Consider the following 25,769-nt stretch of genomic DNA (forward strand, 5'->3'; position numbering starts at 1 on the left):
CGCAGCACATGCAAAATCTGTTTTTAGTAGGCCTCATGGGCGCAGGTAAAACCACGATCGGGCGCATCCTGGCCCGCAAGCTGGGCTTGCGCTTTGTCGATTCCGACCACGAAATCGAAGCACGCACGGGAGCGACCATCCCGTGGATCTTTGAAATCGAGGGCGAGGCCAGCTTTCGCCGGCGCGAGGCCGAGGTCATCCGCGACCTGAGCGCCCAGCAAGGTATCGTCATGGCCACGGGCGGCGGGGCCATCCTCAACGCCGACAGCCGCGCCTACCTGAAGGAACGGGGCACGGTCGTCTACCTGCGCGCCAGCGTCAGCAACATCCTCGCGCGCACCAGCCACGACAAGAACCGTCCCCTGCTGCAGACGGCCGACCCGCGCCGGAAGCTCGAAGAATTGACGGCGCAGCGCGAGCCCCATTACATGGAAGTGGCCGACATTGTGATCGACACGGGCCGTCCTAACGTACAATCGATGGTTCAGACCATCCTGATGCAGCTGGCCAGCCTCGAATGCGAGGCCTCGCCCAACTGCGTCATTCATGCAGAGCCTTCGATGAACGAGCAATCCAAAATGTTGTTGAGCGTAGACCTCGACGAACGCAGTTATCCGATCGCCATCGGTCCTGGCCTGCTGGCCGACGCCGACGCGCTGCTGCGCCATATCAGCGGCCACAAGGTGGCCATCGTCACCAATACCACCGTCGCGCCGCTGTACCTGGGCCGCCTGCAGGCGGCGCTTGCCAGCGACGGCCGCGAAGTGATCAGCATCGTCCTGCCGGATGGCGAAGAATATAAAAACTGGGCCAGCCTGATGCAGATCTTCGACGCGCTGCTGGCCAATAAATGCGACCGCAAGACCACCCTGGTGGCGCTGGGCGGCGGCGTGATCGGCGACCTGACCGGCTATGCGGCAGCGAGCTACATGCGCGGCATCGGCTTCGTGCAGGTGCCTACCACCCTGCTGGCGCAGGTTGATTCCTCCGTCGGCGGCAAGACGGGCATCAACCACCCGCTGGGCAAGAACATGATCGGCGCCTTCTACCAGCCGCGCGCCGTGATCGCCGATACCTCGACCCTGGAAACCCTGCCGGCACGCGAGCTGTCGGCGGGCCTGGCCGAAGTGATCAAGCATGGCGCCATCATCGACGCCGCGTTTTTCGACTGGATCGAGGCGAACATGGCCAAGCTGATGGCGCGCGACAAGGGCGCCTTGGCCTACGCGATCGCCCGCTCGTGCGAAATCAAGGCCGACGTGGTGCGCCAGGACGAACGCGAAGGCGGCTTGCGCGCCATCCTGAACTTCGGCCACACCTTCGGCCACGCCATCGAGGCGGGCCTGGGCTACGGCCATTGGCTGCACGGCGAAGCCGTCGGCTGCGGCATGGTGATGGCGGCCGACCTGTCGTGCCGCATGGGCTATATCGACCAGGCTGCCGTCGAGCGTGTGCGCAAACTCGTCGCCGCCGCCGGCCTGCCGGTCAAGGCGCCGGACCTCGGCGTCGAGCGCTGGCTGGAATTGATGGAGGTCGACAAGAAGAACGAGGGCGGCGCCATCAAGTTCATCCTGTTGCAACCGCTGGGCAGCCCGAACATCACGTCCGCGCCCCACGAACTGGTGCTGGCCACCCTGGCCGCCGGAGTGCAATAACGTGCTGCCGGAAGACTTCCTTGCCCCTTATGCGGCCCACTCGGCACAGGGCCAGGGACGTCGTTTTGCCGAGGCGCCGCACGCCTCGCGCAGCCAGTTCCAGCGCGACCGCGACCGCATCATCCACTCCTCGGCCTTCCGCCGCCTCGAATACAAGACCCAGGTTTTCCTCAACCACGAGGGCGACCTGTTCCGAACGCGACTGACGCACAGCCTGGAAGTGGCGCAAGTGGGCCGTTCGATTGCGCGCAACCTGCGCCTCAATGAAGACCTGGTGGAAGCCATCGCGCTCGCGCATGACCTGGGCCACACGCCGTTCGGCCACGTGGGCCAGGACGTGCTCAATGAATGCATGCAGGAGCATGGCGGCTTCGAGCACAACCTGCAAAGCCTGCGCGTGGTCGACACGCTGGAAGAGCACTACGGCGCCTTCGATGGCTTGAACCTGATGTTCGAGACGCGCGAAGGCATCTTGAAACACTGCTCGCTGACGCATGCGCGCGAACTGGGTCCCGTGGCGCAGCGCTTCATCGACCGCACGCAACCGACCTTGGAAGCGCAGCTGACCAACCTGGCCGATGAAATCGCCTACAACAGCCACGATATCGACGACGGTCTGCGTTCCGGCCTGATCACCATCGCCCAGCTGGAAGAGGTGGAATTCTTCGGCCGCCTGTGGCGCGACGTGCAGCAGGCGTTCCCCGGTCTGTCGGGCCGGCGCGCCATCTATGAAACCCTGCGCCGCCTGATCACGGCCCTGGCCGACGATCTGATCGTCACCTCGACCGGCCTGATTGCCGATGCCGCGCCGCGTGATGTGAACGAAGTGCGCGCCAGTGCCCCGCTGATCCGTTTTTCGGACGCCATGCGCAAGGATGCGACGGACCTGAAACGCTTTTTACGGGCGAACCTGTATCGCCACTATCAGGTCAACCGCATGCGCGTAAAGGCCAGCCGCATCGTGCGCGAACTGTACGACAGCTTCATGGCCGAACCGGCCCTGCTGCCGCCCGACTACCAGCTCAAGGATGGCGACGTCACGCAGCAGGCGCGCAAGATCGCCGACTACATCGCCGGCATGACGGACCGCTACGCGATCCGCGAGCATCGCCGGTTGTATTCGCTCGACGAGTTGTAACGGTCCCTGCGGGCACTGACCTGCCCGCGCGGCGCTGCGTGTCGGGTTACGCCGTGCCGGCTAACCCGACCTACCAATGCAAGCGGTCATGGGGAATCCGATCTACTCCGCATTGTCGATCCTGTCAATTGGCATGATCATCTAGGTCCCCGCACTATCACCCCAATACCCCCGCAGCATCTTCTTTTCTATCATGGCAGCAAGTCAACAAGGGCTTGCCGCCCATAGTCAAGGAGAGTGTCATGATTGAATCGCGCCGCAGTTTCTTGCGCGCCTTGCCAGCCGTAACCATCGGGGCGGCCATCGCGCCGCTGCCGAGCAAGGCGGCCACCAAGGGCGAAGGTGGCCAGCGCTGGGCGATGGTGGTCGATGTGCAGAAGTGCATCGGCTGCCAGGCTTGCACGGTCTCCTGCATCATGGAAAACGCCGTACCGGAAAACAGCTTCCGCACCGTCGTCTCCATCTATGAAGTCAAGGAAGAGAACCGTTGCGGTACCTACATGCTGCCGCGCCTGTGCAACCACTGCGCCAATCCCCCCTGCATTCCCGTCTGTCCCGTGGGCGCCACCTTCCAGCGCAAGGATGGCGTCGTCGTCGTCGATGGCGACCGCTGCGTGGGCTGCGCCTACTGCGTGCAAGCGTGTCCGTACGACGCGCGCTTCATCAACCACGAAACGGGCAAGGCTGACAAATGCACGTTCTGCGCGCACCGCGTCGACGAAGGTTTGCTGCCGGCCTGCGTGGAAACCTGCGTGGGCGGCGCGCGCATCTTCGGCGACCTCAATGACCCGGAAAGCCTGGTGCACCAGCTGCTCACCGAGAACAAGGTGAAGGTACTGAAACCCGAGCAGGGCACCCAGCCCCACGTATTTTATTTGGGACTGGACACGCGCTTCGCCGGCCACGTCGAAGGCGAAGCGACTCTTTGGCAACCGAGCAAACACGGGAAATAAACCATGGACAGCCACATCACCGAAATTGTCAACGTCACGCGCGAAGCGGCATGGCTGCCGTGGGCGGTGCAGTATTTTTTCCTCATCGGCCTCAGTTACGGCAGCTTCATGCTGACCTTGCCGTACTTCGTCTTCGGCCGCAAGGCGTATGAACGCCTGGGGCGCATCGCGCTGCTGGCGTCCCTCGTGTGCGGCATGACGGCGCCCGTGGCGCTGCTGGCCGACCTGCACGGGCCGGGCCGCTTCTACCATTTCTATATCTACTTCCAGCCGCAATCGTGGATGTCGTGGGGCTCGTTCTTTATTCCCCTGTATTTGGGTTGCCTGATGCTGTACGCGTGGCTGGCGCTGCGCGTGGATTTTGCCACGCGAGGGCAGGGACATGACCGACTTGCCTTTGCCTATCGCCTGCTGGGACGCGGTGGCGCCGCTTCCTTGCGCGCTATCCGCATCGCCGCCGTTTGCACCTTGCTGGCCGCCTTCGTGGTGGGCCTGTACACGGGGATGGAAGTGATGGTGGTGCGTGCCCGTCCCCTGTGGTTCACGCCCTTCCTGCCGGCGCAATTTGCGGCCACGGCCTTTGTTGGCGCGGTGGGCCTGGCGCTGCTGTTCAACCGCTTCCTGCCGGGCCGCGAGCAGGCGCTGGAAGTATCGCTGAACCGCGCGCTGGCCCTGTCGCTGGCGCTGGTGCTGGCCCTGGGCAGCGGCTGGCTGTTCGTCAGTCTCTCCGGTGTGAGCGCCAGCCACAGCATGGCGTTCACCCAGGTGGCGGGCATGCCGCAATGGCAGTTCACGGCTGTCTGGGCCGTGCTGTCGTCCATCGTGCCGATGGCCCTGGCCATCTGGCGCCCGGCCACGAGTGGTCTGGTCAACGGCCTGATCGCGCTGCATAGCGCATGGATGATGCGCTGGACGATTTTCATCGGCGGCCAGACGATCCCGAAAACGGGCGCGGGCCTGTACGACTACCACCTGCCGATGGGGAACGATGGCTTGATGGGGATTATCGGCACGGCCGGCCTGTGGATCGGGCTGCTGTTGCTGATGCTGGAATTTTTGCCATGGGCCGGACGCGTCGTCGCTGCACGCAACCGTCCCGCCATGGCCACGCACTGAGGAGTTAGAAATGAACGAACACACACACGACGACGTCCCTGAAGACGACAATGAAAAGCGCCGCAAGTTGCTGCGCTATGGCGCCATCGGCGGCGGCCTGGCCGCGTTTGCCGCCAGCTTTTCTACCACGGCCGGCCGCATGGTCGACCACGCGCTGGGCAAAGACAAGCCTGTGCAGAAACTGCACGGCAATTCGCTGCCGCCCGAGTTTTCCGTCGACACGGCCACGGGCAAGCTGACCGTCAATCCGGACCAGCAGGTCAGCTACACCATGTGCATGGGCTGCACCACGTTTTGCGGCGTGCGCGTGCGCCTCGATAAAAAAAGCGGCAAGGTCTTGCGCGTGGCGGGCAATCCGTACAGCCCCCTGTCGGCCGATCCGGCGCTGCCATATCAAACGTCGATACGCGACAGCTTCGTGTCGCTGTCGCGCTTCCAGGAAAAGGGCTTGAAAGGCCGCTCGACGGCTTGCGGCCGCGGCAACGGCGTGCTGGAACAGATGGAGTCGCCGTTTCGCGTGCTGGCGCCCATGAAGCGCGTGGGACCGCGCGGCGGCGGTCAGTGGGAACCGATCGCCTTTGATCAACTGGTCAAGGAAGTGACGGAAGGCGGCGACCTGTTTGGCGAAGGCCACGTGCAGGGCTTGCGTGCCTTGCGCGAGCTGGAAAAACCGATCGATCCGGCGCAGCCGGAACTGGGCCCGCAAGTCAATCAGGTGGGCTTGATGTGCAGCACCGACGATGGCCGCCTGGCGTTCGGCACGCGCTTTTTCAAGCAGTCGTACGGCAGTCTGAACCTGGTCAACCACGGCTCGTATTGCGGCGGCGCCTACCGCAGCGGCTCGGGCGCCATGTTCGGCGACATGAAGAAAATGCCGCATGCGAAAGTGGACCTGGAAAACACGGAGTTCTGCATTTTCGTCGGCACGGCGCCGGGCAATGCGGGCAACCCGTTCAAGCGCCAGGGCACTTTGATCGCGAAAGCCCGTTCGGGCAAGCGCGAATTCAGCTATGTCGTCGTCGACCCCGTGCTGACGAATGCCGACAGCCTGGCTGCGGGTGACCGCAGCCGCTGGGTGCCGATCAAGCCGGGTACTGACGGCGCGCTGGCCATGGCCATGATCCGCTGGATCATCGAGCACGAACGCTATGACCGCAACTTCCTCGTGCAGCCGAACCTGAAGGTGGCGGAAGCGGCGGGCGAGGCCGCCTGGTGCAACGCCACGCATCTGATCATCAACGAAAAGGGCCATCCGCGCGACGGCCGCTACCTGCGCGCGTCGGACATCGGCGCGGTGGAGCTGGCGGAAGAAGAGCGCTACAAGGATGGCGACGCCTTCTGCGTGATCGACTCTGCCACGCAGGCCATCGTGCCGCACAACGCGGCCAAGGGCGAGGCGCGCCTGTTCTTCGACGGCCCGCTGGACGTGGCCGGCGCGCCGCTGCACCTGAAGACGGCCATGACGATGCTCAACGAGGAAGCGCAGCGCCACAGCATGGATGAATATTCAAGCGCCTGCGGCATTGCGCGCGACATCATCGAAGGCCTGGCGCAGGAACTGACCAGCCACGGCAAGCGCGCGGCCGTCAATGCGCATGGCGGCATGATGTCGGGCGCCGGCTTTTACAACGCGTATGCGCTGGTCATGCTCAATACCCTGATCGGCAATCTGAACCGCAAGGGTGGCACCCTCGTCAATGGTGGCAGCTTCAAGGATGCGGGACCCGGTCCGCGCTACAACCTCGAGAGTTTCGACGGCGAGATCAAGGCGGCCGGCATGCCGATCGGGCGCAATGTGGCGTATGAAAAAACCTCGGAATTCAAGCTGAAGAAGGAAGCGGGCAAGGCGTATCCTGCCAAGGCGCCGTGGTATCCGAACGCGCCCGCGCTGGCCACCGAATGGCTGACCAGCGCCATGAACGGCTATCCGTACACCTTGAAGGCGTTGATACTGTGGAGCTGCAATCCCGTGTACGGCATCACGGGCTTGCGCGCGCAGATCGGCAAGGAGTTGGCCGATCCGAAGAAGATTCCCCTGATCGTCGCCATCGACCCCTTCATCAATGAAAGCTCGGCGTTTGCCGACTACCTGCTGCCCGATACCTTGCTGTATGAAAGCTGGGGCTGGGCCGGCGCCTGGGGCGGCATGCCCGTCAAAATGAGCACGGCGCGCTGGCCCGTGGTCGAGCCGCGCGTGCAAAAGACGCCGGACGGCCAGACCATCTGCATGGAATCGTTCTTCATCGCGCTGGCAAAAACGATGGCCTTGCCTGGCTTCGGCCCGGACGCCTTGCAGGATATGGATGGCCAGCGCTATCCCCTGCAGCGCGCGGAAGACTGGTATCTGCGCGGTGGCGCCAATATCGCCTGGCAGGGAAAAACGTCCGTGCCTGATGCGAGCGATGACGACATCGACCTGTCCGGCGTGGCGCGCATCCGCCCCGAGCTGGAACGTACCCTGAAGCCGGAAGAATGGCGCAAGGTGGCCTTCATGCTGGCGCGGGGAGGGCGCTACCAGAGCTATGGCGAGATGTTCGGCCTGCGCCTGCCGCCGCCCGCGAATGCCAAGACGCCGCCAGTACCTGCACCCGTGACCGACGAATCGCCGTATCCGCAGGACTGGTCCACGCACCGTTATCTGAAACCGATGATGCTGTACAACGAGGGCCTGGGCGTGAGCAAGAACAGCTTGAGCGGCAAGCGTTTCCCCGGTACGCCCGCGTGGCGGGTGGCGGCGTTTGCCGACGGCACGCCGGTACGCAAAGCCTATCCGGCCAGCGAATGGCCGTTCGAACTGATCAGTTTTAAATCGGCGCTGCAAAACTCGTACAGCATCGGTGCGCGGCGCTTGCGCGGCATCCATCCGGACAACCCCGTCGCCGTGCACCCCGACGACGCGGCCCGCTTGAAGCTGCAAAATGGCGACGTGATTTACCTGGAAACGCCGGGCGGCAAGGCCAGGGCGACGGTGATGCTGCGCCACGGCGTGCAGCGCGGCGTGATCGCCATCGAGCACGGTTTCGGCCACAAGGAGCACGGCGCGCGCGCCCACCGCATCGGCAAGTCGCGCCAGCCCGATGAACCGGCCATCGGCGCGGGCATCAACTTGAACGACCTGGGCTTGACGGATCCGAGCCGCGGCGACAAGAACGTGTTTGTCGATCCCGTTTCGGGCACGGCTGTGCGGCAGGGACTGCCGGCGCGCATCGTGCGGACTTAGATTTGTCCACTAGTTGGTAGGTCGGATTAGCGTAGCGTAATCCGACAGACAGCCTAAATCGCCCCACCCGCCATCAGCAGCCGGGCCACCTCGGCTGCTGAATGCAGGCCCAGTTTTTCCATCGTGTTATGGCGGTGCACCTGCACCGTCTTGTCGCTGATGCCCAGTTCGCGGGCGATGACTTTCGACGCTTTGCCTTCGGCCATCAGCAGCGCCACTTCGCGCTCGCGCGCCGTCAATGTCGCCAATGCTGCCTGTGCCGTATTGGTGCTGGCGGCGCTACGGCTTTCTTCCACGCTGCGGGCCACGGCGCGCGAGACGGCGTCCAGTAGCACCTGGTCCTTGCATGGCTTTTCCAGAAAATCGCAGGCGCCTGCCTTCATCGTCTGCACGGCCATGGCCAGGTCGCCGTGGCCGCTCAAGAAAATCACGGGCAGCGCGATCGCGTGACGCGATAGTTCCTGCTGCAATTCCAGCCCGCTCATCAAAGGCATGCGCACGTCGAGCAGTAAGCAGCCGGGCGCATGGCCCTCATAGCGCTGCAGGAAATCGCGCGCCGATTCGAACGTCTGCACTTGCCAGCCGGCCGAATCGAACAGATAGGCCAGCGAGCGGCGCATGGCGGCGTCGTCGTCGACGACAAAGATGGTGGCATCGCTTTCATTCATGGTGTGTCCTTGATTGCTTTCATGCCGGTATCTTCGGGCAGGCGGAACCAGACCGTCAAGCCTGGCGCATCGGCGTTGGCGTGCGCCGACAAGCTGCCGCCGAACGATTCGATGATGCTTTTGCTGAGCGACATGCCCAGGCCCAGTCCTTCGGCCTTGGTGGTAAAGAACGGTTCGAACAATCGCGCCATCTGCGCTGCCGGCAGGCCGCAGCCCGCATCGCGCACGGCTACCGTGCAGGCGCCGTTTTCACGGTGCAGCAGCACGCCGATTGGATGCTGCGGATTGCCGTTTTCCACTTGCGCATCGAGCGCATTTTTCAGCAGATTGAGCAGCACCTGCTGTACTTGCTGCGGGTCGGCCAGCACGTGCGCCTCAAGATTGCTGCCGTCGTGGGTCCAGCTGATATGGGCGTGCGGGTGGGCCGCGCGGAACAGCGATACTGCTTGCTCGACGGCGTCGGCCAGGGCGAAGGCCGTGCTGTGCGCGGGACGTTTTTGCGCCATCGCGCGGATGTGGCGGATGATGGCGCCCGCGCGTTCGCTTTGCGTGGCGATTTCCTGCGCGCCGTCGAGCAGGGGCGCCGCGTCGAGCCGGCCCGCCGTGATGCGGCGCGCCATGCCGCGCGCGAAATTGCCGATGGCCGCCAGCGGCTGGTTCAATTCGTGCGCGATGGCGCTGGCCATTTCGCCCAGGATCGCCAGGCGCGCCGTGTGGTCGAGCGTGGCCTGGCGCTGACGCGCCTGTTCTTCCAGCGCGCGCTGCTGGTGCTGGGCCGCGCGCAATTGCTCCGTGCGCCGGCTGACCAGGTATTCCACGCGCACCGTGTGCACGGCCCAGGCAATAAGTAGGGCCAGCACCAGCAGCATCCAGCCCCAGTAGCGGCGCAGCGCCGTCTCGAACGTCAGCTTGTCCAGATAGGCGTAGGGGCCGATGTGCAAGTCGCGGAACAGTTCATCGACGATCTGGTAATCGCTGGGCACCGTCCAGCTGTAGCCTTCGCTGGTGCGCGGCATGGCCAGCAGGGCTTGCGCCACTTTTTTCGCCAGCGCGGGCGGCGTCTGGCGCAGGGCCACGAAGGGCCAGTCCGGATACAGGCGCGACGAGCTGGCGCAGCGAAAGCCGGGTATCGGGCGCGTGGTGATCACGCGCAGTTCCTCGGCCCGCACTTCGCCGCGTGCCACCATCTGTTCGAGCAGGCAGGTGCGCACGATGCCCGCATCCATGTGCCCGGACCGCACGGCGTCGGCGATCTGCTGCGAGGGAAAGCCGCTGTAGCGCAGGCTGGCAAAATCGTGCGTGGGATCGATGCCCGCTTCGCGCAGTTCGCGCGCGGCGATCTGGTAGCCGCCAAAGGCGTCGGGCGCCACGGCCATCACATTCTTTCCCGCCAGGTCGGCCAGGTCATGCAGCGGCGACGCGCTGCGCACGACGATGGCCGAGCCGATGGCCTGGCGCGGCGAGTCCGTCCATGGCGATTCCAGGGTGGCGATGCGGCTGGCGCCGTCGCTGTGTTCGAGCGCTACATAGTGGCCGCTGCTGGTGATGGCGAAGGCGATCGCTTGCGATTGCACGGCGCGTGTCAGGCCCGCCTGGTCGTAGTCGGCCAGGATGAAACGGATGCCGGGAATGCTGGCCTGCAGATGGCGCGTCACGTACGACCAGTCCTGCTGCACGGCGTCGCCGCCCTTGTAGGCGAGTACGCCTATTCTCACTTCCGGCAGCGCCGTGTCGGCATGCACTGGCGAGAACAGGATCGCCAGCGCCAGTACGGCAAGCCTGCGCACTAAAACATGCTGCGTTGCGCCGAACGCGCATCGCCGAACAGGTCCAGCAGCAATTTCTTGATCGGTGCAGGCAGCGGCGCATCGGCGATTTTCGCGCCGTCGTACCAGACGTGCGTCGCTTCTCCTGCCAGCGCCAGACGGCGCGCCACGGTGATACGGCAGGGGACGATGTGCAGCTTGTAGTGGGTGAAGACGTGGACGATGGGCAGCAGCCGTTCCTGCGATTCGATTTCGCCGAACGGCGCCACGGCGCGCGCCAGCGCATCCTGGTCGATGTCGCGCGGACAGTCCTCGCCGGCCAGCACGTGGCCATCGAGTTCGGGCAGGGACAGCAAGCCGCCCCAGATGCCCGAGCCGGGACGCTGTTCCAGCAGCACCTGGCCATCGTCGATGATGACGAGCATGACGGCGTGTTTTTCCGGACTGGTTTTCTTCGGTTTGCGCACCGGTAAATCCTTGGTGCGGCCGGTGGCGTAGGCCACGCAGCGCGGCTGCAAGGGGCAGCGGCCGCAATCGGGGCTGCTGCGCGTGCACAGGGTGGCGCCGAAGTCCATCAGGCCCTGCGTGTAGGCTTCGATGCCGGTTTCAGGCAGCAGCGCTTCGGCGCGGCGCCACATGGCTTCCTCGACCCGTTTTTCGCCTGGATAGGCGTCGATGCCAAACGTGCGCGCGAACACGCGCTTGACGTTGCCATCCATGATGGCCGCGCGCGTGCCGCTGGAAAACGCGGAGATGGCGGCGGCCGTCGAGCGGCCGATGCCGGGCAGGTCGGCCAGCAGGGCCGGGTCGCTGGGGAACACGCCGTCGTATTCGGCCACCACGCGCTGCGCGCACTTGTGCAGGTTGCGCGCCCGCGTGTAGTAGCCAAGGCCGCTCCACTGCGCCATCACGTCTTCGACGGGCGCGCTAGCGAGGTCGCGCAGGGTGGGGAAGCGTTCGAGGAAGCGCGCGTAGTAGCCGAGCACGGCGGTGACCTGCGTTTGCTGCAGCATGATTTCGGACAGCCAGATCAGGTAGGCATCGCGCGTGTTTTGCCAGGGTAGCGCGTGGCGGCCATGCTGCTTTTGCCAGGCGATGACGGTGGCGGAAAAAGTCGGGTCGACATAATCTTCAAAAGGTGCCATGCCCGTGGCGGGCGAGAGCGGGTGCAGCAAACGTTTCATGCAGGATTCCAGTGTTCTGTTGTCTATGTTGCGCTGGCCGCGCGCAGGGTGGCCAGCAATTGCGCCAGCTGCGCCTTGTCGCGTTCGAGCGCCGCCAGGCTCGCTTCGAAGCCGGCGATTTTCTGTTCCAGGCTGCCCGTGGCATCGTGGATGCGCTGGATCGAGGCAAAGCGCAGTTTCAGCTGTTCCTTGTACTCGACGATCTGCGCTTCGAGCGGCGCCATGATGACTTTCAGCCAGGCGCTGGCGTCGTCATTGGCGTTGGTGAAACTGCGGCGCACGCGCGAGGCGATGGTGTCGAAGAATTTTTCCATCAGCACGACGCGGCTGGTGGTGAGCAGGGTCGCCGTGCCGAACTGCTTATGGTAGACGGCTTCGATGTCGGCGATTTCCTGGCGGTAGCGGGCCAGCGAAAACGGCATCGGCAAGGCCAGCGCCAGGCCATGTTCGGAAGCGAATTTGCGGTACATCACGTTCATCATTTCCGTGATCTCGGCCGTCTTGCCTTCCGAACGGTCCAGGTTGCTGGCAATGCGCTCGAAATACTGGCGCACGGCTTCGCGCAGGCCCGTGAAAAAGCGGCTGCGCTGCATGGCGGCGCGCACGCCGTCGATATCGTCGCGCACGATGTCCATGCCCAGGCTTGTGTACAGTTCCGTCGACAGGCGGGTAAACACGGCGCGCGTCGCCTGCAGCTTGAACAGGCTGCTGTCGAATTCCTTTTTCTCGATGTCGATGCGCCGCATCATGTGTGCGATCACGCTCTGGTTCTTGCCGCGCAGGCTGTGCAGCTCATGCAACTGCTCGGCGATGCCGCGCGCGCGGGCCGCCGCCTGCACCTGCTGCGCCGCTTCGATGGCGTCCAGGTCGAATGCCAGCTGGCGCCGGATGATGTCCTTGCGCGCGGGGATCAGCTCCTCGAACAGGGCCGTCTCCAGCGGCAGCAAGCGGCTCTTTTCCAGCAGCGCCGCATCGTCGTTGATTTTGCCCACGAGAGCCTTTTGCGCCGAGACGGGAAACACCTGGCTCGCGTCGAGTGTCAACAGATGCGCCACGCTGGCCTGCTGGCGTTCGATCGCCTGCGCCACCTCGGCATCGCCGCGCAATTCGTCCCACATGCTGTCGATCTTGTTGAGCACCACCAGGCGCCCCGCACCGGCGCCGATATGGTTGCGCCATACCTCGATATCGCTGCGCGTGACGCCCGTGTCGGCCGCCAGGATGAACAGCACCGCGTGCGCATTCGGGATCAGGTTCAGGGTCAGTTCCGGTTCCGTGCCGATGGCGTTCAAGCCCGGCGTGTCGAGGATGACCAGGCCCTGTTTCAGCAGCGGATGGGGGAAGTTGATGATGGCGTGGCGCCACATGGAGATTTCCACCTGGCCGTCCTCGTCGAGCATGGCGGGGGCATCCGCGTCGTCGGCGTCGTACAGGCCGTAGCGCGCCGCTTCCTCGACGCTGACTTTTTTCGTCAGGCTGACCTGGCGGATCGCTTCCTGCATGTCGCCGCCCGCCTCGATATTCAGTGGCAGGACGGTCCAGGCGGCGGGCAGGTCGCGGTAGTCGCTGGTCGACAGGTTCTGCGCGCGCGTCTCGATGGGCAGCAGCCGGATCGAGGGCGGCCAGGCCGCGTCGTACAGCAGCTCGGTGGGGCACATGGTGGTACGTCCCGCGCCCGATGGCAGGATGCGCTGGCCGTAGCCGGCAAAGAAGATGGCGTTGATCAGCTCGGATTTTCCGCGCGAGAATTCCGCCACGAAGGCGACAGATAAACGGTCGTCGAGCAGGCGGGAACCACAGCGCGCCAGGCGCAGCGCGGAGGCGCCGTCGACCAGGCCCGCCGCGCTGGCGGCTTGCCGGTATGCCTGCAAGGCGGCCTGCACGTCCTGCCGCCAGGCGCTGTATTGTTCCAGGTCTCTGACCATCTGCTCCCCTTTACCTATGACTTACTTTTGACAATTCACGCAGTAGAACGTGGAACGCTGTCCCTGCACGATCTGGCGGATAGGCGCGCCGCACACGCGGCAGGGCTTGCCCGCGCGGTTGTACGTGAAATACGTCTGCTGGAAGTAGCCGGACTGGCCGTTCACGCCGATGAAGTCGCGCAGGGTGCTGCCGCCTTGCACGATGGCTTCGGCCAGCACGTCGCGGATCGCCTGCGCCAGTTTTTCGTAGCGCGCCAGGCCGATGCGCCGGGCTGGTGTCTTCGGGTTGATCCCCGCGCGGAACAGGCTTTCGGAACAATAGATATTGCCCACGCCGACGACGATGTCGCCCGCCATCAGCACCTGCTTGATGTTGGTGCCCTTGTTGCGCGTTTTTTCGAACAGCAGCTGGCCCGTGAAGCCGCCTTCCAGCGGTTCCGTGCCCAGGCCGCGCAGCAGCGCGTGACCGTCCAGCGGGCCGTCGGCCTCGTCGTGCCACAGCACGGCGCCGAAGCGGCGCGGATCCGTCATGCGCAGCACCTGGCTGCCGCCGTCCGCATCTTCCACGACGAGGTCGAAATGGTCATGCTTTTGCGCTTCCGTCCCCGTCGGCAGCACGCGCAAATGGCCCGACATGCCCAGGTGGATGATCAGGGTGCCGTGGCGGAAGTGGATCAGCAGGTATTTGCCGCGCCGACCCGTCAGGCCGATGGTTTGCCCCGACAATTGTTCGCCCAGGGCAGGGGGGAAGGGCCAGCGCAAGCCGTCGCGGCGCAGCACGACGGAGCGCACGGCGCGCCCTTCGAGGTGGGGCGCGACACCGCGCCGTGTGACTTCGACTTCTGGCAATTCTGGCATAGGGCTCGAATGGTTGAAAACCGGGTAAAAAAACAGGCGGCTTGCCGGCCGAGGGCTGGCCCTGGCAGGCTACGCCGCCACGACGTATATATTTCGTTACATACGTGAAGTACGCGATAGTCGCGTTGGGCGTAGAATCAAACTTTGCCGTTTAGCCAGGATCAGCCTTTGAAAAACGCTTTCGCCATTGTAACCTTGTCCGCCCTGATGGCCACGCATGCCATGGCACAGACGCATGTCGCCCCTGCCGATGCCGCGGCCAGCCCCTCTGCGTCCGCGCCCGCCGCGCCGCAGGAAGAGGGCAGCGAGTCCAAGGTGGACGCCAAAGCAGACGCCAAGGCGGACGGCTTGCCCAAGGTCGAATTGAGCAGCGACCTGCTGTACAAGCTGACCCGCGCGGAAATGGAATTCAAGAGCGGGCAGTGGCAAGGGCCGTACGTGACGATGATGGTGGCGGCGCAGCAGACGCGCGATCCGCGCCTGGCGCGCCGCGCGTCCGAAATGGCGCTGGCCGCAAAGCAGGGCAGCGAAGCGCTGGCGGCCATCCGTCTGTGGCGCGAGCTGGCGCCCGACTCGGACGAGGCAACGCAATTCTTCCTCGGCTTTGTCGTCCTGACCGACAAGATCGAGGAAGCGGAACCGATCTTCGCCGAACGCCTGGCCAATGCGCCCGCAGGCGCGCGTGGCGTGGCCCTGTTCCAGATGCAGCAGATTTTGTCGCGCTCGAATGACAAGCTGTATGCCTATTCGATGATGACGCGCCTGGTGCAGCCTTACCTGGACATGTTCGAAGCGCATCTGGTGCTGGCGCAGGGCGCCTTGTCGCTTGGCGAGCGTGACCGCGCCATCCGTGAAGCGAACAAGGCGCTGGCCATCAAGCCGAACTCCGAACTGGCCGCGCTGACCCTGGCGCAGGTGACGGGCGAACCCGAGGCGGCAAACAAGGTGCTGGCCACGTTCCTGCAAAAGAATCCGGACGCCGTCGAAGTGCGCGGCGCGTATGCGCGCCTGCTCGTCGAGCAAAAGCAGCTGGAGCCGGCGCGCGAGCAGTTCCTGCTGCTGCTGAAAAGCCAGCCCGATAACGTGGGCGCTCTGTATGCGCTCGGCATCGTGGCGCTGCAGCTGGAAGACACCAAGGGCGCGGAGCAGTACTTCAAGCGCTTCCTGGCCGTGCTGGAAAAAAATCCTGGCGATACGCGCGATCCGTTCAAGGCCCTGATGATACTGTCGCAGATCGCCGAGACGCGCGGCGACACGGCCGGCGCCATCGCCTGGCTCGACAAGGTCGACAACAGCGCGTCGGCCGGCTATGTCGAGGCGCGCTTGCGCCGCGCCCAGCTGATCGCCCGCGGCGGCAATCTCGATGCGGCGCGCAAGGCGCTGACGGAAATCGAAACGGACGATCCGGTTAGCCAGGCGCAGGTGCTGCTGGTCGATGCGCAATTCCTGCGCGACGCCGGCTACGTGCAAAGCGCGTACACGGTGATGGAAAACGCCTTGCTGCGTTTCCCCGACAATCCGGAACTGCTGTACGACTACGCCTTGCTGGCCGAGCGCCTGGATAAATTCGAGCTGATGGAGGCGAGCTTGCGCCGCGTGATGGCGCTGGCGCCCGACAACCAGCACGCGTACAACGCGCTCGGTTATTCGCTGGCCGAACGGGGCCTGCGCCTGGAAGAAGCCCATGCGCTGATCGAAAAAGCGCTGCAGATGGCGCCCGGCGACCCGTTCATCATGGACAGCATGGGCTGGGTGCAATTCCGCATGGGTAACCTGGCCGCGGCGGAAAACGCGCTGCGCCGCGCCTATGCCGTGCGCAGCGATCCGGAAATCGCCGTCCACCTGGGCGAAGTGCTGTGGCAGAAGGGCGACAAGGCCGAAGCGCAAAAGCTGTGGCGCGAGGCGCAAAGCAAGGACCCGAAAAACGATGCGCTGAAAAGTACGCTGGCGCGCTTGAATGTCAGTTTGTAGCGCAATGTTAACTAAAATCAGGGATCAGACCCGTCGGGTCTGACCCCAGCTTTAAGCTGCTGGTTCTTTATAATTCCCATGTCAAAAAACCTCTTTGCTCTCACCGCCCTTTGCCTGTCCCTCTCGGCCTGCTCGACCCTGACTTCCCCATTCTCGTCCGGCGCCACGCCATCCGGTCAAACCGTCGCCCCCTACCGCGACCAAGTCGAACTGACGGGCCGCCTGAATGTCGTGTACCAGAAGGATGACAAGCCCGAATCGGCCACCGTCAATTTCAACTGGCAGCAGACGGCGCAGCGCACGGACGTGACCCTGTATTCGCCCGTCGGCAGCACCCTGGCGACGATCACCGTCACGCCGCAGCAAGCCGTGTTGACGCAAAGCGGCAAGGCGCCGCGCAGCGCGCCCGATGTCGATGCCCTGAGCGCGCAGATGCTGGGCTGGTCCTTGCCCGTGTCGGGCTTGCGCGACTGGCTGCAAGGCCATGCCGTGGGCGCCGACGGCAAGCGCTTCGTCGCTTCGCCGGCCAACGACAGCGTCACCACCAAGGACGGCTGGCGCTTGCGCTATGTGTCGTGGCAAGATGCGTCTGACAATACACCGGGCGCCTTGCCCCAACCGCGGCGTATCGATGCCGAACGCAATGCCAGCGCGCAGGCCGATGCCGTCTCGCTGCGCATCGTGCTCGATCCCGCTCCATCGGCTCAAGCACAATGACGTTGACTACCCTGAATAACTGCCCGGCCCCGGCCAAGCTGAACCTCTTTTTGCACGTCAACGGCCGCCGTGCCGATGGCTACCATCTGCTGCAGACGGTGTTCCAGTTGCTCGACCATGGCGACACCTTGCACTTCACGCTGCGCGACGACACGGCGATCCGCCGCGTGACGGAACTGGCCGGCGTGCCGGAGGAGCAAGACCTGATCATCCGCGCCGCGGCACTGCTGCAGGCCGAAGTGCTGCGCCGCACGGGCGCCTTGCCGCGCGGCGTCGATATCGCCATCGACAAGGTGCTGCCCATGGGCGGCGGCTTGGGTGGCGGTTCGTCCGACGCTGCCACGGCCCTGATGGCCTTGAACCGCCTGTGGCAGGCGGGTTTGAGCCGCGAGGAATTGATGGCGCTGGGCTTGCCGCTGGGCGCCGATATCCCGTTTTTCATCTTTGGCGAGAATGCCTTTGCCGAAGGCGTGGGCGAAGCCTTGCAGCCCGTTGCCACGCCCGAGTGCTGGTATGTCGTGATCGAGCCTGGCGTACAAGTGCCGACCGCCGCAATTTTTTGCGCGGAAGGCTTGACGAGAAATACCGAACCCGTCACAATAGCGGACTTTTCCAGGCACCTCGCAGAAGGAAACGATGCGGGCGGGTTTGGTAAGAATGATTTACAGCAAGTGGCATGCAGTCTTTTCAAGCCGGTAGCAGATGCGGTAGAATGGCTGGGTGCTTACGGTGAGGCCAGGATGACTGGTTCCGGTGCTTGTGTGTTTAGTGCGTTTGGCAGTCAGGAAGAAGCGGATGCGGTGCTCAGCAATGTGCCACCAGTCTGGATCGCCTGGAAGGCAAAAGCCCTGAATCGCCACCCGATGCTCACCATGTTGTAGAGAGCAAAAAAAGATTTTGCTTAGCGTCAAATAGTCGGTATAATACTGGCCAACATGACGGCAAGCAGTCAGTAACGTAGGGGAATCGCCAAGCTGGTTAAGGCACTGGATTTTGATTCCAGCATGCGAAGGTTCGAATCCTTCTTCCCCTGCCACCATTTCACCGTAGTCTGTCGATGCGAAGTTGGCGTCCAGTACGGGAAAAAGCAGATGTGCCGCCACGCGGCATATTCTAAACATGACTGACCGGGCCTATGCCCGGTTAGTGCTTTTCAAGACTTCTATATCACCTCTTGGGACTCCCATGGCTTACGAAAACCTGATGGTTTTTACCGGCAACGCGAATCCAGCGTTGGCAGAGGGGGTCGCAAAAAACCTCGGCATCCCTCTCGGTAAAGCAAACGTTTCGAAATTCTCCGACGGCGAAGTAATGGTCGAGATTAACGAAAACGTACGCGGCAAGGATGTTTTTGTTTTGCAATCCACCTGTGCTCCAACCAACGACAGCCTGATGGAAATCATGCTGATGGTTGATGCCTTGAAACGTGCTTCCGCTGGCCGCATCACCGCCGCCATTCCTTACTTCGGCTACGCCCGCCAAGACCGTCGTCCACGCTCCGCGCGTGTGGCGATTTCGGCCAAGGTGGTGGCGAACATGCTGGAAGAAGCCGGTGTCGAGCGCGTCCTGATCATGGACTTGCACGCTGACCAGATTCAAGGTTTCTTCGATATCCCAGTCGACAATATTTACGCTTCGCCAATTTTGCTGGGCGACCTGCAAAAGAAAAACTACCAGGATCTGCTGGTGGTGTCGCCGGACGTCGGCGGTGTGGTACGTGCGCGCGCCCTGGCAAAACGCCTGGGCTGCGACCTGGCCATCATCGACAAGCGTCGTCCAAAAGCGAACGTGTCCGAAGTGATGAACATCATCGGTGAAGTCGAAGGCCGCAACTGCGTGATCATGGATGACATGGTCGACACGGCAGGCACCTTGACCAAGGCTGCCGAAGTGCTCAAAGAGCGCGGCGCGAAAAAAGTCGTGGCGTATTGCACGCACGCGGTGCTGTCGGGCCCGGCGATCGACCGTATTTCGGCCTCGCCACTCGACGAGCTGGTCGTGACCGATACGATCCCCCTGTCCGAAGCGGCCCTGGCCTGCGGCAAGATCCGTCAATTGACGTGCGCGCCGCTGCTGGCCGAGACGTTCAAACGCATCATCAAGGGTGACTCCGTCATCTCGCTGTTCATCGACTGATTCGATCAGCAGTAACAGACGTAATGCCTGCGGCGCGACCGGCTTTTTGCCTGTTGCGCCGCAGTGTTTTAATTTTCGGGGTGTTTTGCACCCCATTTCCGAGGATTCCTGGTCGCGGGCATCCTCATAACACAAGGCGCAAGCCTTGTTCTTCTTGGAGTTTCACATGAAAGTTATCGCATTTAAACGCGAATTGCAAGGTTCCGGAGCGAGCCGCCGCCTGCGCATTTCCGGCCAAACCCCTGGTATCGTCTACGGTGGCGCTGAAGCCCCTGTGCTGATCTCGCTGGATCACAACGCCCTGTACCACGCGTTGAAAAAAGAAGTGTTCCACTCGTCGATCCTGGACCTGGAAATCGACGGCGTTTCCCAGCAAGTTCTGTTGCGCGACTTCCAAGTCCACGCATACAAACAACTGGTTCTGCACGCTGACTTCCAGCGCGTTGACGCTAAGCAAGCTATCCACGTGAAAGTGGCGCTGCACTTCATCAACGCTGACGTTTCCCCAGCAGTCAAACTGCACGGCGCGACCATCAGCCACGTAGCCAACGAAATCGAAGTTTCGTGCCTGCCAGGCCAACTGCCAGAATTCATCAACGTTGACCTGTCGAACATCGACGTCGGTCACTCGCTGCACGTAGGCGACCTGGTCCTGCCAGCTGGCGTGACCGCTGTCACCCACGGCGCCAACCTGACCATCGCTACCGCTTCGGTACCGGCTGGCCACGTTGCTGCTGAAGCCGCTGCTGCTGAAGTTGTTGCTGACAAGAAGTAATTTTGCCGCCGCAGCAATGCGGTAGTCGCAAGGAAAAACCCGCCAGGTTCGCCGCGCGGGTTTTTTTCTGCCTGTTTTCACCGATAATGCTTTCTTTTACACTGCAGACACAGCCATGCCCATACGCCTGATCGTCGGCCTCGGCAACCCGGGACCCGAATACGAACAAACCCGCCACAATGCCGGCTTCTGGCTGGTGGACAATCTTGCCAACAGCTTGCCCGGCACGCGCTTGCAGCGCGATTCGCGCTACAACGCCATGCTGGCCAAGACCTCCATCGGCGGCAACGAAGTCTGGCTGCTCGAACCGCTGACCTTCATGAACCGCTCGGGCCAGTCCGTGGGCGCGCTGGCGCGCTTCTTCAAGATCGCCGCCGATGAAGTGCTGGTCGTGCATGACGAACTCGATTTGATGCCCGGTATCGCGCGCCTGAAAAAGGGCGGCTCGGCGGGCGGCCACAATGGCTTGAAAGACATCACGGCCGCGCTGGGCACGCAGGATTACTGGCGTTTGCGCCTGGGCATCGGCCATCCGCGCACCTTGAGCCTGCAGCAGCAAGTGGCCGACTTCGTGCTGCACCGCCCGCGCCGCGAAGACCAGGAACTGATCGAGCAAGCGATCGACAAATCCTTGCAGGTGATGCCGCAGATCGTCGAAGGCAAGTTCGAAGCCGCGACGATGAAACTGCATACCGCCTAGTTATTTTCCTGCCTGGCCGAAGCCGGCCATGATGGTTTTCGCCATCTGCTGCTGGCTGGCCTGGGCGCTGCTGCCTTCGCCCGCGTTGGCGGCGATCAACAAGCCGTCGCCGCTGCCGGGCGCCAGCGCGATCAGCGCGTGCCAGTAGCCGTTCGAGCCCAGGTGGGTGAGCACACGCTGCGGCGCTTGCGGTGGAAAATGCATCACGCCCCAGCCCAGGGCCGCATTCGTGTCGCCCTGCGCCGTGTGCAGCGCCACATACGTTTCCTGTTTCAGCAGCTTGCCCTTGCCTTGTTCGCCGTGCAGTTGATCAAGCGCAAACTTGGCCCAGTCTTGCATGCTCAGGTGAATCTCCCCATCGGGCGCCATCATCAGCGGATTGCTGGCCATCAAGCCGGCAATCGGCTTGTTCTCCTTATGCCCCAGATTTTGCCCGCGCACGGTGGGGCCGAACGCGGCCCGCATGCCCAGCGGGCCGAACACTTCGGCCTGCATCAATTCCTCATACGTCTTGCCCGTGGCCTGTTCCGCGATGGCGGCGGCGATCATGGCGCCGCTGTTCGAGTAGTGCGATTCGCCGCGCGGCGTGGCCACCGGGGCGTCGGCCAGCGCGCGCTGCGCGTACTCCTGGCGCAGCAGCGGCAAGGGGCGCGTGTCCGCGTAGGTGGAATTGATCCATGCTTCATCGGGATTGGGCGGCAGGCCGGCGCGGTGCGACAGCAGATCCATCAGGTTGACGTCGCGGTACTCGGCGCGCATGCCGCCGGCCAGCGCGGGCAGCATGCGCGACAGCGGCGCGTCCCACGACAGCACGCCCCGTTCCACCAGCCGCGCGATCAGGGTCACCGTCATGGCCTTGCCGTCCGAGCCGATATTCCACACGTCATCGGCGCGCACGGCATCGTGGCCATCATTGGCGCGCACGCCAGCTTGTGCCTGCGCATTGATCTTGCCGTCGCGAATCACGAGTATGGCCATGGCCGGCACGCTCTTGTCGGCCAGCGCCCGCTGCAGCATGGCGTTCACGTCATGGGCGCGGGCGGCGCCGCTGAGTAAAAAGGCGGTGCTGCAAACGAGCGAGGCAAGCAGGGTTTTCATGGTGTCTCCAGTCGATAGGGGTGGGCGAGCATGTTAAAATGGTCGCAAAACATGATTTAATTATTGTTTTACGATAATTTATTCTAACGGCAGTAGCTGCTTTCGTATACTTTTCTTTTAAATATGAAAAAAAATCAGACGGCGCCCGCGGCGCTGAGCCGGCGCGTGCGCTACGGCATTTCGGGATTCTTTGTCTTGTACCTGCTGCTGACGGTGCTGGGCTGGCTGGCGCCCGCGCCGGCCGTGCAGGGAGCCGTCGGCGGCGCCGGCATGTATGAACTGTTGCTGCAATTGCAGAGCCAGCCATTCGAGCTCCTGGCCGCCATGCCCTTGTGGCAGCGGGGACTGGGCCTGGCGCTGGCCTTGCCGGCCTTGTGCGTGCTGGGTGACGCCGTGCGCCAGCTGGCCGCGGTCTTGCGCCAGTTCGAGCAGGGCGTGTTTTTTACGCCGCAGGTAGCGCGGCACTTTCGCCGTTTCGCGGGCGGCTTGCTGCTGGGGACGGTGCTGACGTTGCTGGAACCGACCGTGCGCGGCATGCTGTTCGGCTTGCTGGAAGAGGGGACGAGCCAGTTGCGTCTGGTCATCGACATCACGGGCGGCGACCTGTGGACCTTGCTGCTGTGTTCCGTTTTCTTTGCGCTGGCGCAAATCCTCCATGAAGGCCAGCGATTGGCCGATGAAAACAGCGGGTTCATCTGATGGGTATCGTCGTGCGCCTCGACCTGGTACTGGCCAGGAAAAAAGTGAAATCGAAGGAACTGGCCGCCTTCATCGGCATCACGGAACAGAATTTGTCTCTCTTGAAATCGGGCAAGGTGCGCGGCGTGCGTTTCGATACCCTGTCGAAGATTTGCGAGATGCTCGAATGCCAGCCCGGCGACATCCTGGAATTCGATGCGTCGCAGCCGGACGACGGGGATGGCGGCAGTTAGCGGCACAGAGGGCGGTTTTTTTGAAGAGTAGGGTGCATAGAGGTACAATTGATCCTTACGAGCATTAATACAGCAAGATTATCCAGAAAACGCCGGTACAGGCCGTTTTTGCACCAGCCGCTTGCCGGCAAAATTGATTAATTAAAGGTTTTCCATGAGTCTCCAATGCGGTATCGTCGGCTTGCCGAACGTCGGCAAGTCCACCCTGTTCAATGCACTGACGAAAGCCGGCATCCCGGCTGAAAACTATCCGTTCTGCACCATCGAGCCGAACGTCGGCGTTGTCGAAGTGCCGGATCCGCGCATGGATGCGCTGGCCGCCATCGTCAAGCCGGAACGCATGGTCAACGCCATCGTGGAATTCGTCGACATCGCCGGCCTGGTGGCAGGCGCATCGAAGGGCGAGGGCCTGGGCAACCAGTTCCTGTCGCACATCCGCGAAACGGACGCCATCGTCAACGTCGTGCGCTGCTTCGAAGATGACAACGTCATCCACGTGGCCGGCAAGATCAACCCGCTCGACGATATCGAAGTCATCCAGACCGAACTGGCGCTGGCCGACATGGGCACCGTGGAAAAAGCCATCCACCGCGAAAACAAGAAAGCCCGCTCGGGCGACAAGGACGCGGCCAAGCTGCTGGCCATCATGGAACGCATGATGCCTTACCTGAACGACGCCAAGCCCGTGCGCGCCATGGGCCTGGACGCGGACGAAATGGAACTGATCAAGCCGCTGTGCCTGATCACGGCCAAGCCCGCCATGTTTGTGGCCAACGTGTCCGATTCGGGCTTCACGGACAACCCGCTGCTGGACCAGCTGACGGCCTATGCGCAATCGCAAAACGCCCCCATCGTCGCCATCTGCGCCGCGCTGGAAGCGGAAATCGCCGACCTGGACGATGCCGACAAGGGCGCTTTCCTGGCCGACATGGGCATGGAAGAGCCAGGCCTGGACCGTTTGATCCGCGCCGGCTACAAGCTGCTGGGCCTGCAAACCTACTTCACGGCAGGCGTGAAGGAAGTGCGCGCGTGGACCGTCCCTGTGGGCGCCACGGCACCGCAAGCGGCCGGCGTGATCCACACCGACTTCGAACGCGGCTTCATCCGCGCCCAAACCATCGCCTATGACGACTTCATCGCCTACAAGGGCGAAGCGGGCGCCAAGGAAGCGGGCAAGATGCGCGCCGAGGGCAAGGAATACGTGGTCAAGGATGGCGACGTGCTGAACTTCCTGTTCAACGTCTAAATCCCGACCCGCTCCCGTACGGAGCCGCCACGAACCCTGCAAGTCATTGATTTGCAGGGTTTTTTATTGCCCGGATGGCCCAGCGGGCACGTGATATGGTTGCGGCTGTCCTGTTTTTCACTATATAATGAGAATAATTCTCATTTATAATCCGATGCGCCTGTTCTTGCCGGCCGTTGGCGACAGGAAGGGTATCGTGAGCACCGCCGAGTTAGCGCTTCAGCAGCAAGTCAGCAGTCTGTACACCGACCACCATCACTGGCTGCGTGGCTTGCTGCGCCGTAAACTCGGCAATGCCTTCGATGCGGCCGACCTGGCGCATGACGTGTACCTGCACCTGATGAAGACGGGCAGGGTGCCGCCGGCCGGGGAGTCGCGCCGCCATCTGACGCAGATCGCCAACGGCATGGTCATCGACCTGTACCGCCGCCGCCAGATCGAAACGGCCTACCTGGAAGTGCTGGCCCTGGTGCCCGAAGCGCTGGCGCCGTCCGAGGAAGAGCGCGCGCTGGTGATCGAGGCGCTGACGGAAATCGACGCCGTGCTGCACCAGCTGCCCGCCAAGGCACGCAAGGCCTTGTTGCTGTGCAAACTCGATGGCCTGAGCTACCGCGACATTGCCACCGAATTGCAGGTGTCCGTCTCGTCCGTCGAAAAATACATCGCCGCCGGCCTGCTGGCCTGCTACCAGGCCATGCACGCCCAAGGCGCCTGAACCATGGATGTGGTGATTGCACCGGCCATCGTGCAGCAGGCGGCCCAATGGATGGCGCGCCTGTGGTCCGATGACGCCAGCGACGAAGACCGGGCTGCCTGTGCACGCTGGTGCGCCGCCCATCCGCACCACGCCATCGCCTGGCAGCGTTTGCAGGCGTTCGAGGGCAAGCTGCACAGCGTGCCGCGCGACGCGGCCCGGCATGTGCTGCGCGAACCGGCGCCGGCCGCCTACCTGAACCGCCGCCGTGCCCTGAAACTGCTGGCCGTGCTGCTGCCCGTGGGCGGCATGGCCTACATGCTGCGCGGCACGGATGCGTGGCAAGTGGCCACGGCAGGGCATGGCACGGCCACGGGCGAGATCCGCGAGATGACCTTGCCGGACGGCACGCGCGTGATGCTCGCTTCCGCTTCCGCCATCGATGTGCGCTTCGATGCCAGCGAGCGCTTGCTGATCCTGCGCAGCGGCGAAATCCTCGTCACGACGGCGCACGATCCCGATCCGGCCCAGCGGCCTTTCCGCGTGCAGGGCCGCCATGGCACGGTGCAGGCACTGGGCACGCGTTTTACTTTACGCCAAGACGAATACACGTCGCGCGTGGCCGTCTTCGAGGGCGCCGTCGAGGTGCGCCTCGCGCATGCGCCGGGCCGTCCCGTGCGCATCGACACGGGCCAGGGCGCCGTCTACTCGGCCGACATCGTGCAGTCTGGCGCACCCGCGTCCGCCAGCGCCGCGGCCTGGGTCAAGGGAGTGCTGGTGGCCGACAATATGCGCCTCGATGAGCTGCTTGCGGAACTGGCCCGCTACCGCCCCGGCCTGCTGCGCTGCGACCCGGCCGTGGCCAGCCTCACCGTCAACGGCGTGTTTTCCCTGCGCGACACGGACCGCGCGCTGCACAACCTGGCGTTGGCCTTGCCCGTGCAAATCGTTGCGCGCACGCGCTACTGGGTCACCGTCCAGGCCGCTGCCTGACAATTTCGCGGACCCGATTGAGGG

22 protein-coding genes and 1 tRNA gene are annotated in these 25,769 nt (G+C 63.5%); 17 read left to right on the forward strand and 6 right to left on the reverse strand.

The genetic code is table 11. The features are described 5' to 3' along the window. The first annotated feature begins 35 nt into the window (after positions 1-35). The 5 genes from aroKB (at position 36) to AC54AG_RS21935 (ending at position 8,082) form a co-directional block, all read left to right on the forward strand. A complete protein-coding gene (aroKB, locus tag AC54AG_RS21915; protein ID WP_496631562.1) occupies positions 36-1,655 on the forward strand; it encodes a bifunctional shikimate kinase/3-dehydroquinate synthase AroKB in 1,620 nt (539 codons plus the stop codon). A 1-nt stretch (position 1,656) separates the two neighbouring features. Then, the gene (locus AC54AG_RS21920) at positions 1,657-2,793 is read left to right on the forward strand and encodes a deoxyguanosinetriphosphate triphosphohydrolase (protein WP_070305297.1); all 1,137 of its coding nucleotides are present in this window, start codon (positions 1,657-1,659) and stop codon (positions 2,791-2,793) included. Positions 2,794-3,035: 242 nt separating this feature from the next. After that, positions 3,036-3,746: a sulfate reduction electron transfer complex DsrMKJOP subunit DsrO gene (gene dsrO / locus AC54AG_RS21925; protein ID WP_496631563.1), complete on the forward strand. Its 711-nt coding sequence runs from the start codon at positions 3,036-3,038 to the stop codon at positions 3,744-3,746. A gap of 3 nt (positions 3,747-3,749) precedes the next feature. Then, on the forward strand, positions 3,750-4,862 hold the full coding sequence (gene nrfD / locus AC54AG_RS21930; RefSeq protein WP_496631564.1) for an NrfD/PsrC family molybdoenzyme membrane anchor subunit: 1,113 nt from the start codon (positions 3,750-3,752) through the stop codon (positions 4,860-4,862). 10 nt (positions 4,863-4,872) lie between these two features. Further along, the gene (locus tag AC54AG_RS21935; protein ID WP_496631565.1) at positions 4,873-8,082 is read left to right on the forward strand and encodes a molybdopterin dinucleotide binding domain-containing protein; all 3,210 of its coding nucleotides are present in this window, start codon (positions 4,873-4,875) and stop codon (positions 8,080-8,082) included. 53 nt (positions 8,083-8,135) lie between these two features. On the opposite strand, the gene AC54AG_RS21940 is transcribed toward AC54AG_RS21935, so the two are convergent. From AC54AG_RS21940 to mutM, 5 genes are read right to left on the reverse strand one after another with little or no spacing between them, the layout of a single operon-like run. Further along, positions 8,136-8,750, reverse strand: a complete 615-nt coding sequence (locus tag AC54AG_RS21940; RefSeq protein ID WP_034753257.1) for a response regulator transcription factor — start codon at positions 8,748-8,750, stop codon at positions 8,136-8,138. Continuing rightward, the gene (locus AC54AG_RS21945; protein ID WP_496631566.1) at positions 8,747-10,537 is read right to left on the reverse strand and encodes a sensor histidine kinase; all 1,791 of its coding nucleotides are present in this window, start codon (positions 10,535-10,537) and stop codon (positions 8,747-8,749) included. Before AC54AG_RS21945 ends, AC54AG_RS21940 begins: the two co-directional genes overlap by 4 nt. Beyond that, positions 10,537-11,700, reverse strand: a complete 1,164-nt coding sequence (gene mutY, locus AC54AG_RS21950) for an A/G-specific adenine glycosylase (protein ID WP_419177880.1) — start codon at positions 11,698-11,700, stop codon at positions 10,537-10,539. Before mutY ends, AC54AG_RS21945 begins: the two co-directional genes overlap by 1 nt. Before the next feature lie 23 nt (positions 11,701-11,723). Further along, positions 11,724-13,625 (reverse strand): dynamin family protein, encoded by a 1,902-nt coding sequence (locus AC54AG_RS21955; RefSeq protein ID WP_046681686.1) that lies wholly within the window; start codon positions 13,623-13,625, stop codon positions 11,724-11,726. A 21-nt stretch (positions 13,626-13,646) separates the two neighbouring features. After that, positions 13,647-14,483, reverse strand: a complete 837-nt coding sequence (gene mutM, locus AC54AG_RS21960; protein ID WP_046681687.1) for a bifunctional DNA-formamidopyrimidine glycosylase/DNA-(apurinic or apyrimidinic site) lyase — start codon at positions 14,481-14,483, stop codon at positions 13,647-13,649. A gap of 168 nt (positions 14,484-14,651) precedes the next feature. Between mutM and AC54AG_RS21965 the strand changes: the two genes are divergently transcribed. From AC54AG_RS21965 to pth, 7 genes are all read left to right on the forward strand, one after another. Next, entirely contained in the window at positions 14,652-16,454 is a 1,803-nt protein-coding gene (locus tag AC54AG_RS21965; RefSeq protein ID WP_496631567.1) for a tetratricopeptide repeat protein, read from the forward strand. 78 nt (positions 16,455-16,532) lie between these two features. Then, a complete protein-coding gene (locus AC54AG_RS21970) occupies positions 16,533-17,171 on the forward strand; it encodes an outer membrane lipoprotein LolB (protein ID WP_496631568.1) in 639 nt (212 codons plus the stop codon). Continuing rightward, positions 17,168-18,052 (forward strand): 4-(cytidine 5'-diphospho)-2-C-methyl-D-erythritol kinase, encoded by an 885-nt coding sequence (ispE, locus tag AC54AG_RS21975; RefSeq protein ID WP_496631569.1) that lies wholly within the window; start codon positions 17,168-17,170, stop codon positions 18,050-18,052. Before AC54AG_RS21970 ends, ispE begins: the two co-directional genes overlap by 4 nt. A 78-nt stretch (positions 18,053-18,130) precedes the next feature. Beyond that, positions 18,131-18,207: transfer RNA gene (locus AC54AG_RS21980), tRNA-Gln, on the forward strand. A gap of 149 nt (positions 18,208-18,356) precedes the next feature. After that, a complete protein-coding gene (locus AC54AG_RS21985; protein WP_034753270.1) occupies positions 18,357-19,307 on the forward strand; it encodes a ribose-phosphate pyrophosphokinase in 951 nt (316 codons plus the stop codon). Between the two features lie 166 nt (positions 19,308-19,473). Then, positions 19,474-20,082, forward strand: a complete 609-nt coding sequence (locus AC54AG_RS21990; RefSeq protein WP_034753273.1) for a 50S ribosomal protein L25/general stress protein Ctc — start codon at positions 19,474-19,476, stop codon at positions 20,080-20,082. Between the two features lie 115 nt (positions 20,083-20,197). Next, positions 20,198-20,782: an aminoacyl-tRNA hydrolase gene (pth, locus tag AC54AG_RS21995; RefSeq protein ID WP_034753275.1), complete on the forward strand. Its 585-nt coding sequence runs from the start codon at positions 20,198-20,200 to the stop codon at positions 20,780-20,782. Here the strand turns inward: pth and AC54AG_RS22000 are convergent, their stop codons facing one another. After that, on the reverse strand, positions 20,783-21,880 hold the full coding sequence (locus AC54AG_RS22000; RefSeq protein WP_496631570.1) for a serine hydrolase domain-containing protein: 1,098 nt from the start codon (positions 21,878-21,880) through the stop codon (positions 20,783-20,785). It lies immediately after the preceding gene. A 123-nt stretch (positions 21,881-22,003) separates the two neighbouring features. On the opposite strand from AC54AG_RS22000, the gene AC54AG_RS22005 reads away from it, so the two are divergent. From AC54AG_RS22005 to AC54AG_RS22025, 5 genes are all read left to right on the forward strand, one after another. Then, positions 22,004-22,579: a hypothetical protein gene (locus AC54AG_RS22005; protein ID WP_496631571.1), complete on the forward strand. Its 576-nt coding sequence runs from the start codon at positions 22,004-22,006 to the stop codon at positions 22,577-22,579. Continuing rightward, entirely contained in the window at positions 22,579-22,812 is a 234-nt protein-coding gene (locus AC54AG_RS22010; RefSeq protein WP_034753279.1) for a helix-turn-helix domain-containing protein, read from the forward strand. The genes AC54AG_RS22005 and AC54AG_RS22010 overlap by 1 nt, the downstream gene beginning before the upstream one ends. A 154-nt stretch (positions 22,813-22,966) precedes the next feature. Next, the gene (ychF, locus tag AC54AG_RS22015) at positions 22,967-24,058 is read left to right on the forward strand and encodes a redox-regulated ATPase YchF (RefSeq protein WP_034753282.1); all 1,092 of its coding nucleotides are present in this window, start codon (positions 22,967-22,969) and stop codon (positions 24,056-24,058) included. Between the two features lie 196 nt (positions 24,059-24,254). After that, the gene (locus tag AC54AG_RS22020; protein ID WP_070305551.1) at positions 24,255-24,773 is read left to right on the forward strand and encodes a sigma-70 family RNA polymerase sigma factor; all 519 of its coding nucleotides are present in this window, start codon (positions 24,255-24,257) and stop codon (positions 24,771-24,773) included. 3 nt (positions 24,774-24,776) lie between these two features. Then, the gene (locus tag AC54AG_RS22025) at positions 24,777-25,745 is read left to right on the forward strand and encodes a FecR domain-containing protein (protein ID WP_496631572.1); all 969 of its coding nucleotides are present in this window, start codon (positions 24,777-24,779) and stop codon (positions 25,743-25,745) included. Positions 25,746-25,769: the final 24 nt, after the last annotated feature.

It is taken from the genome of Janthinobacterium sp. BCJ23 (assembly GCF_059617945.1).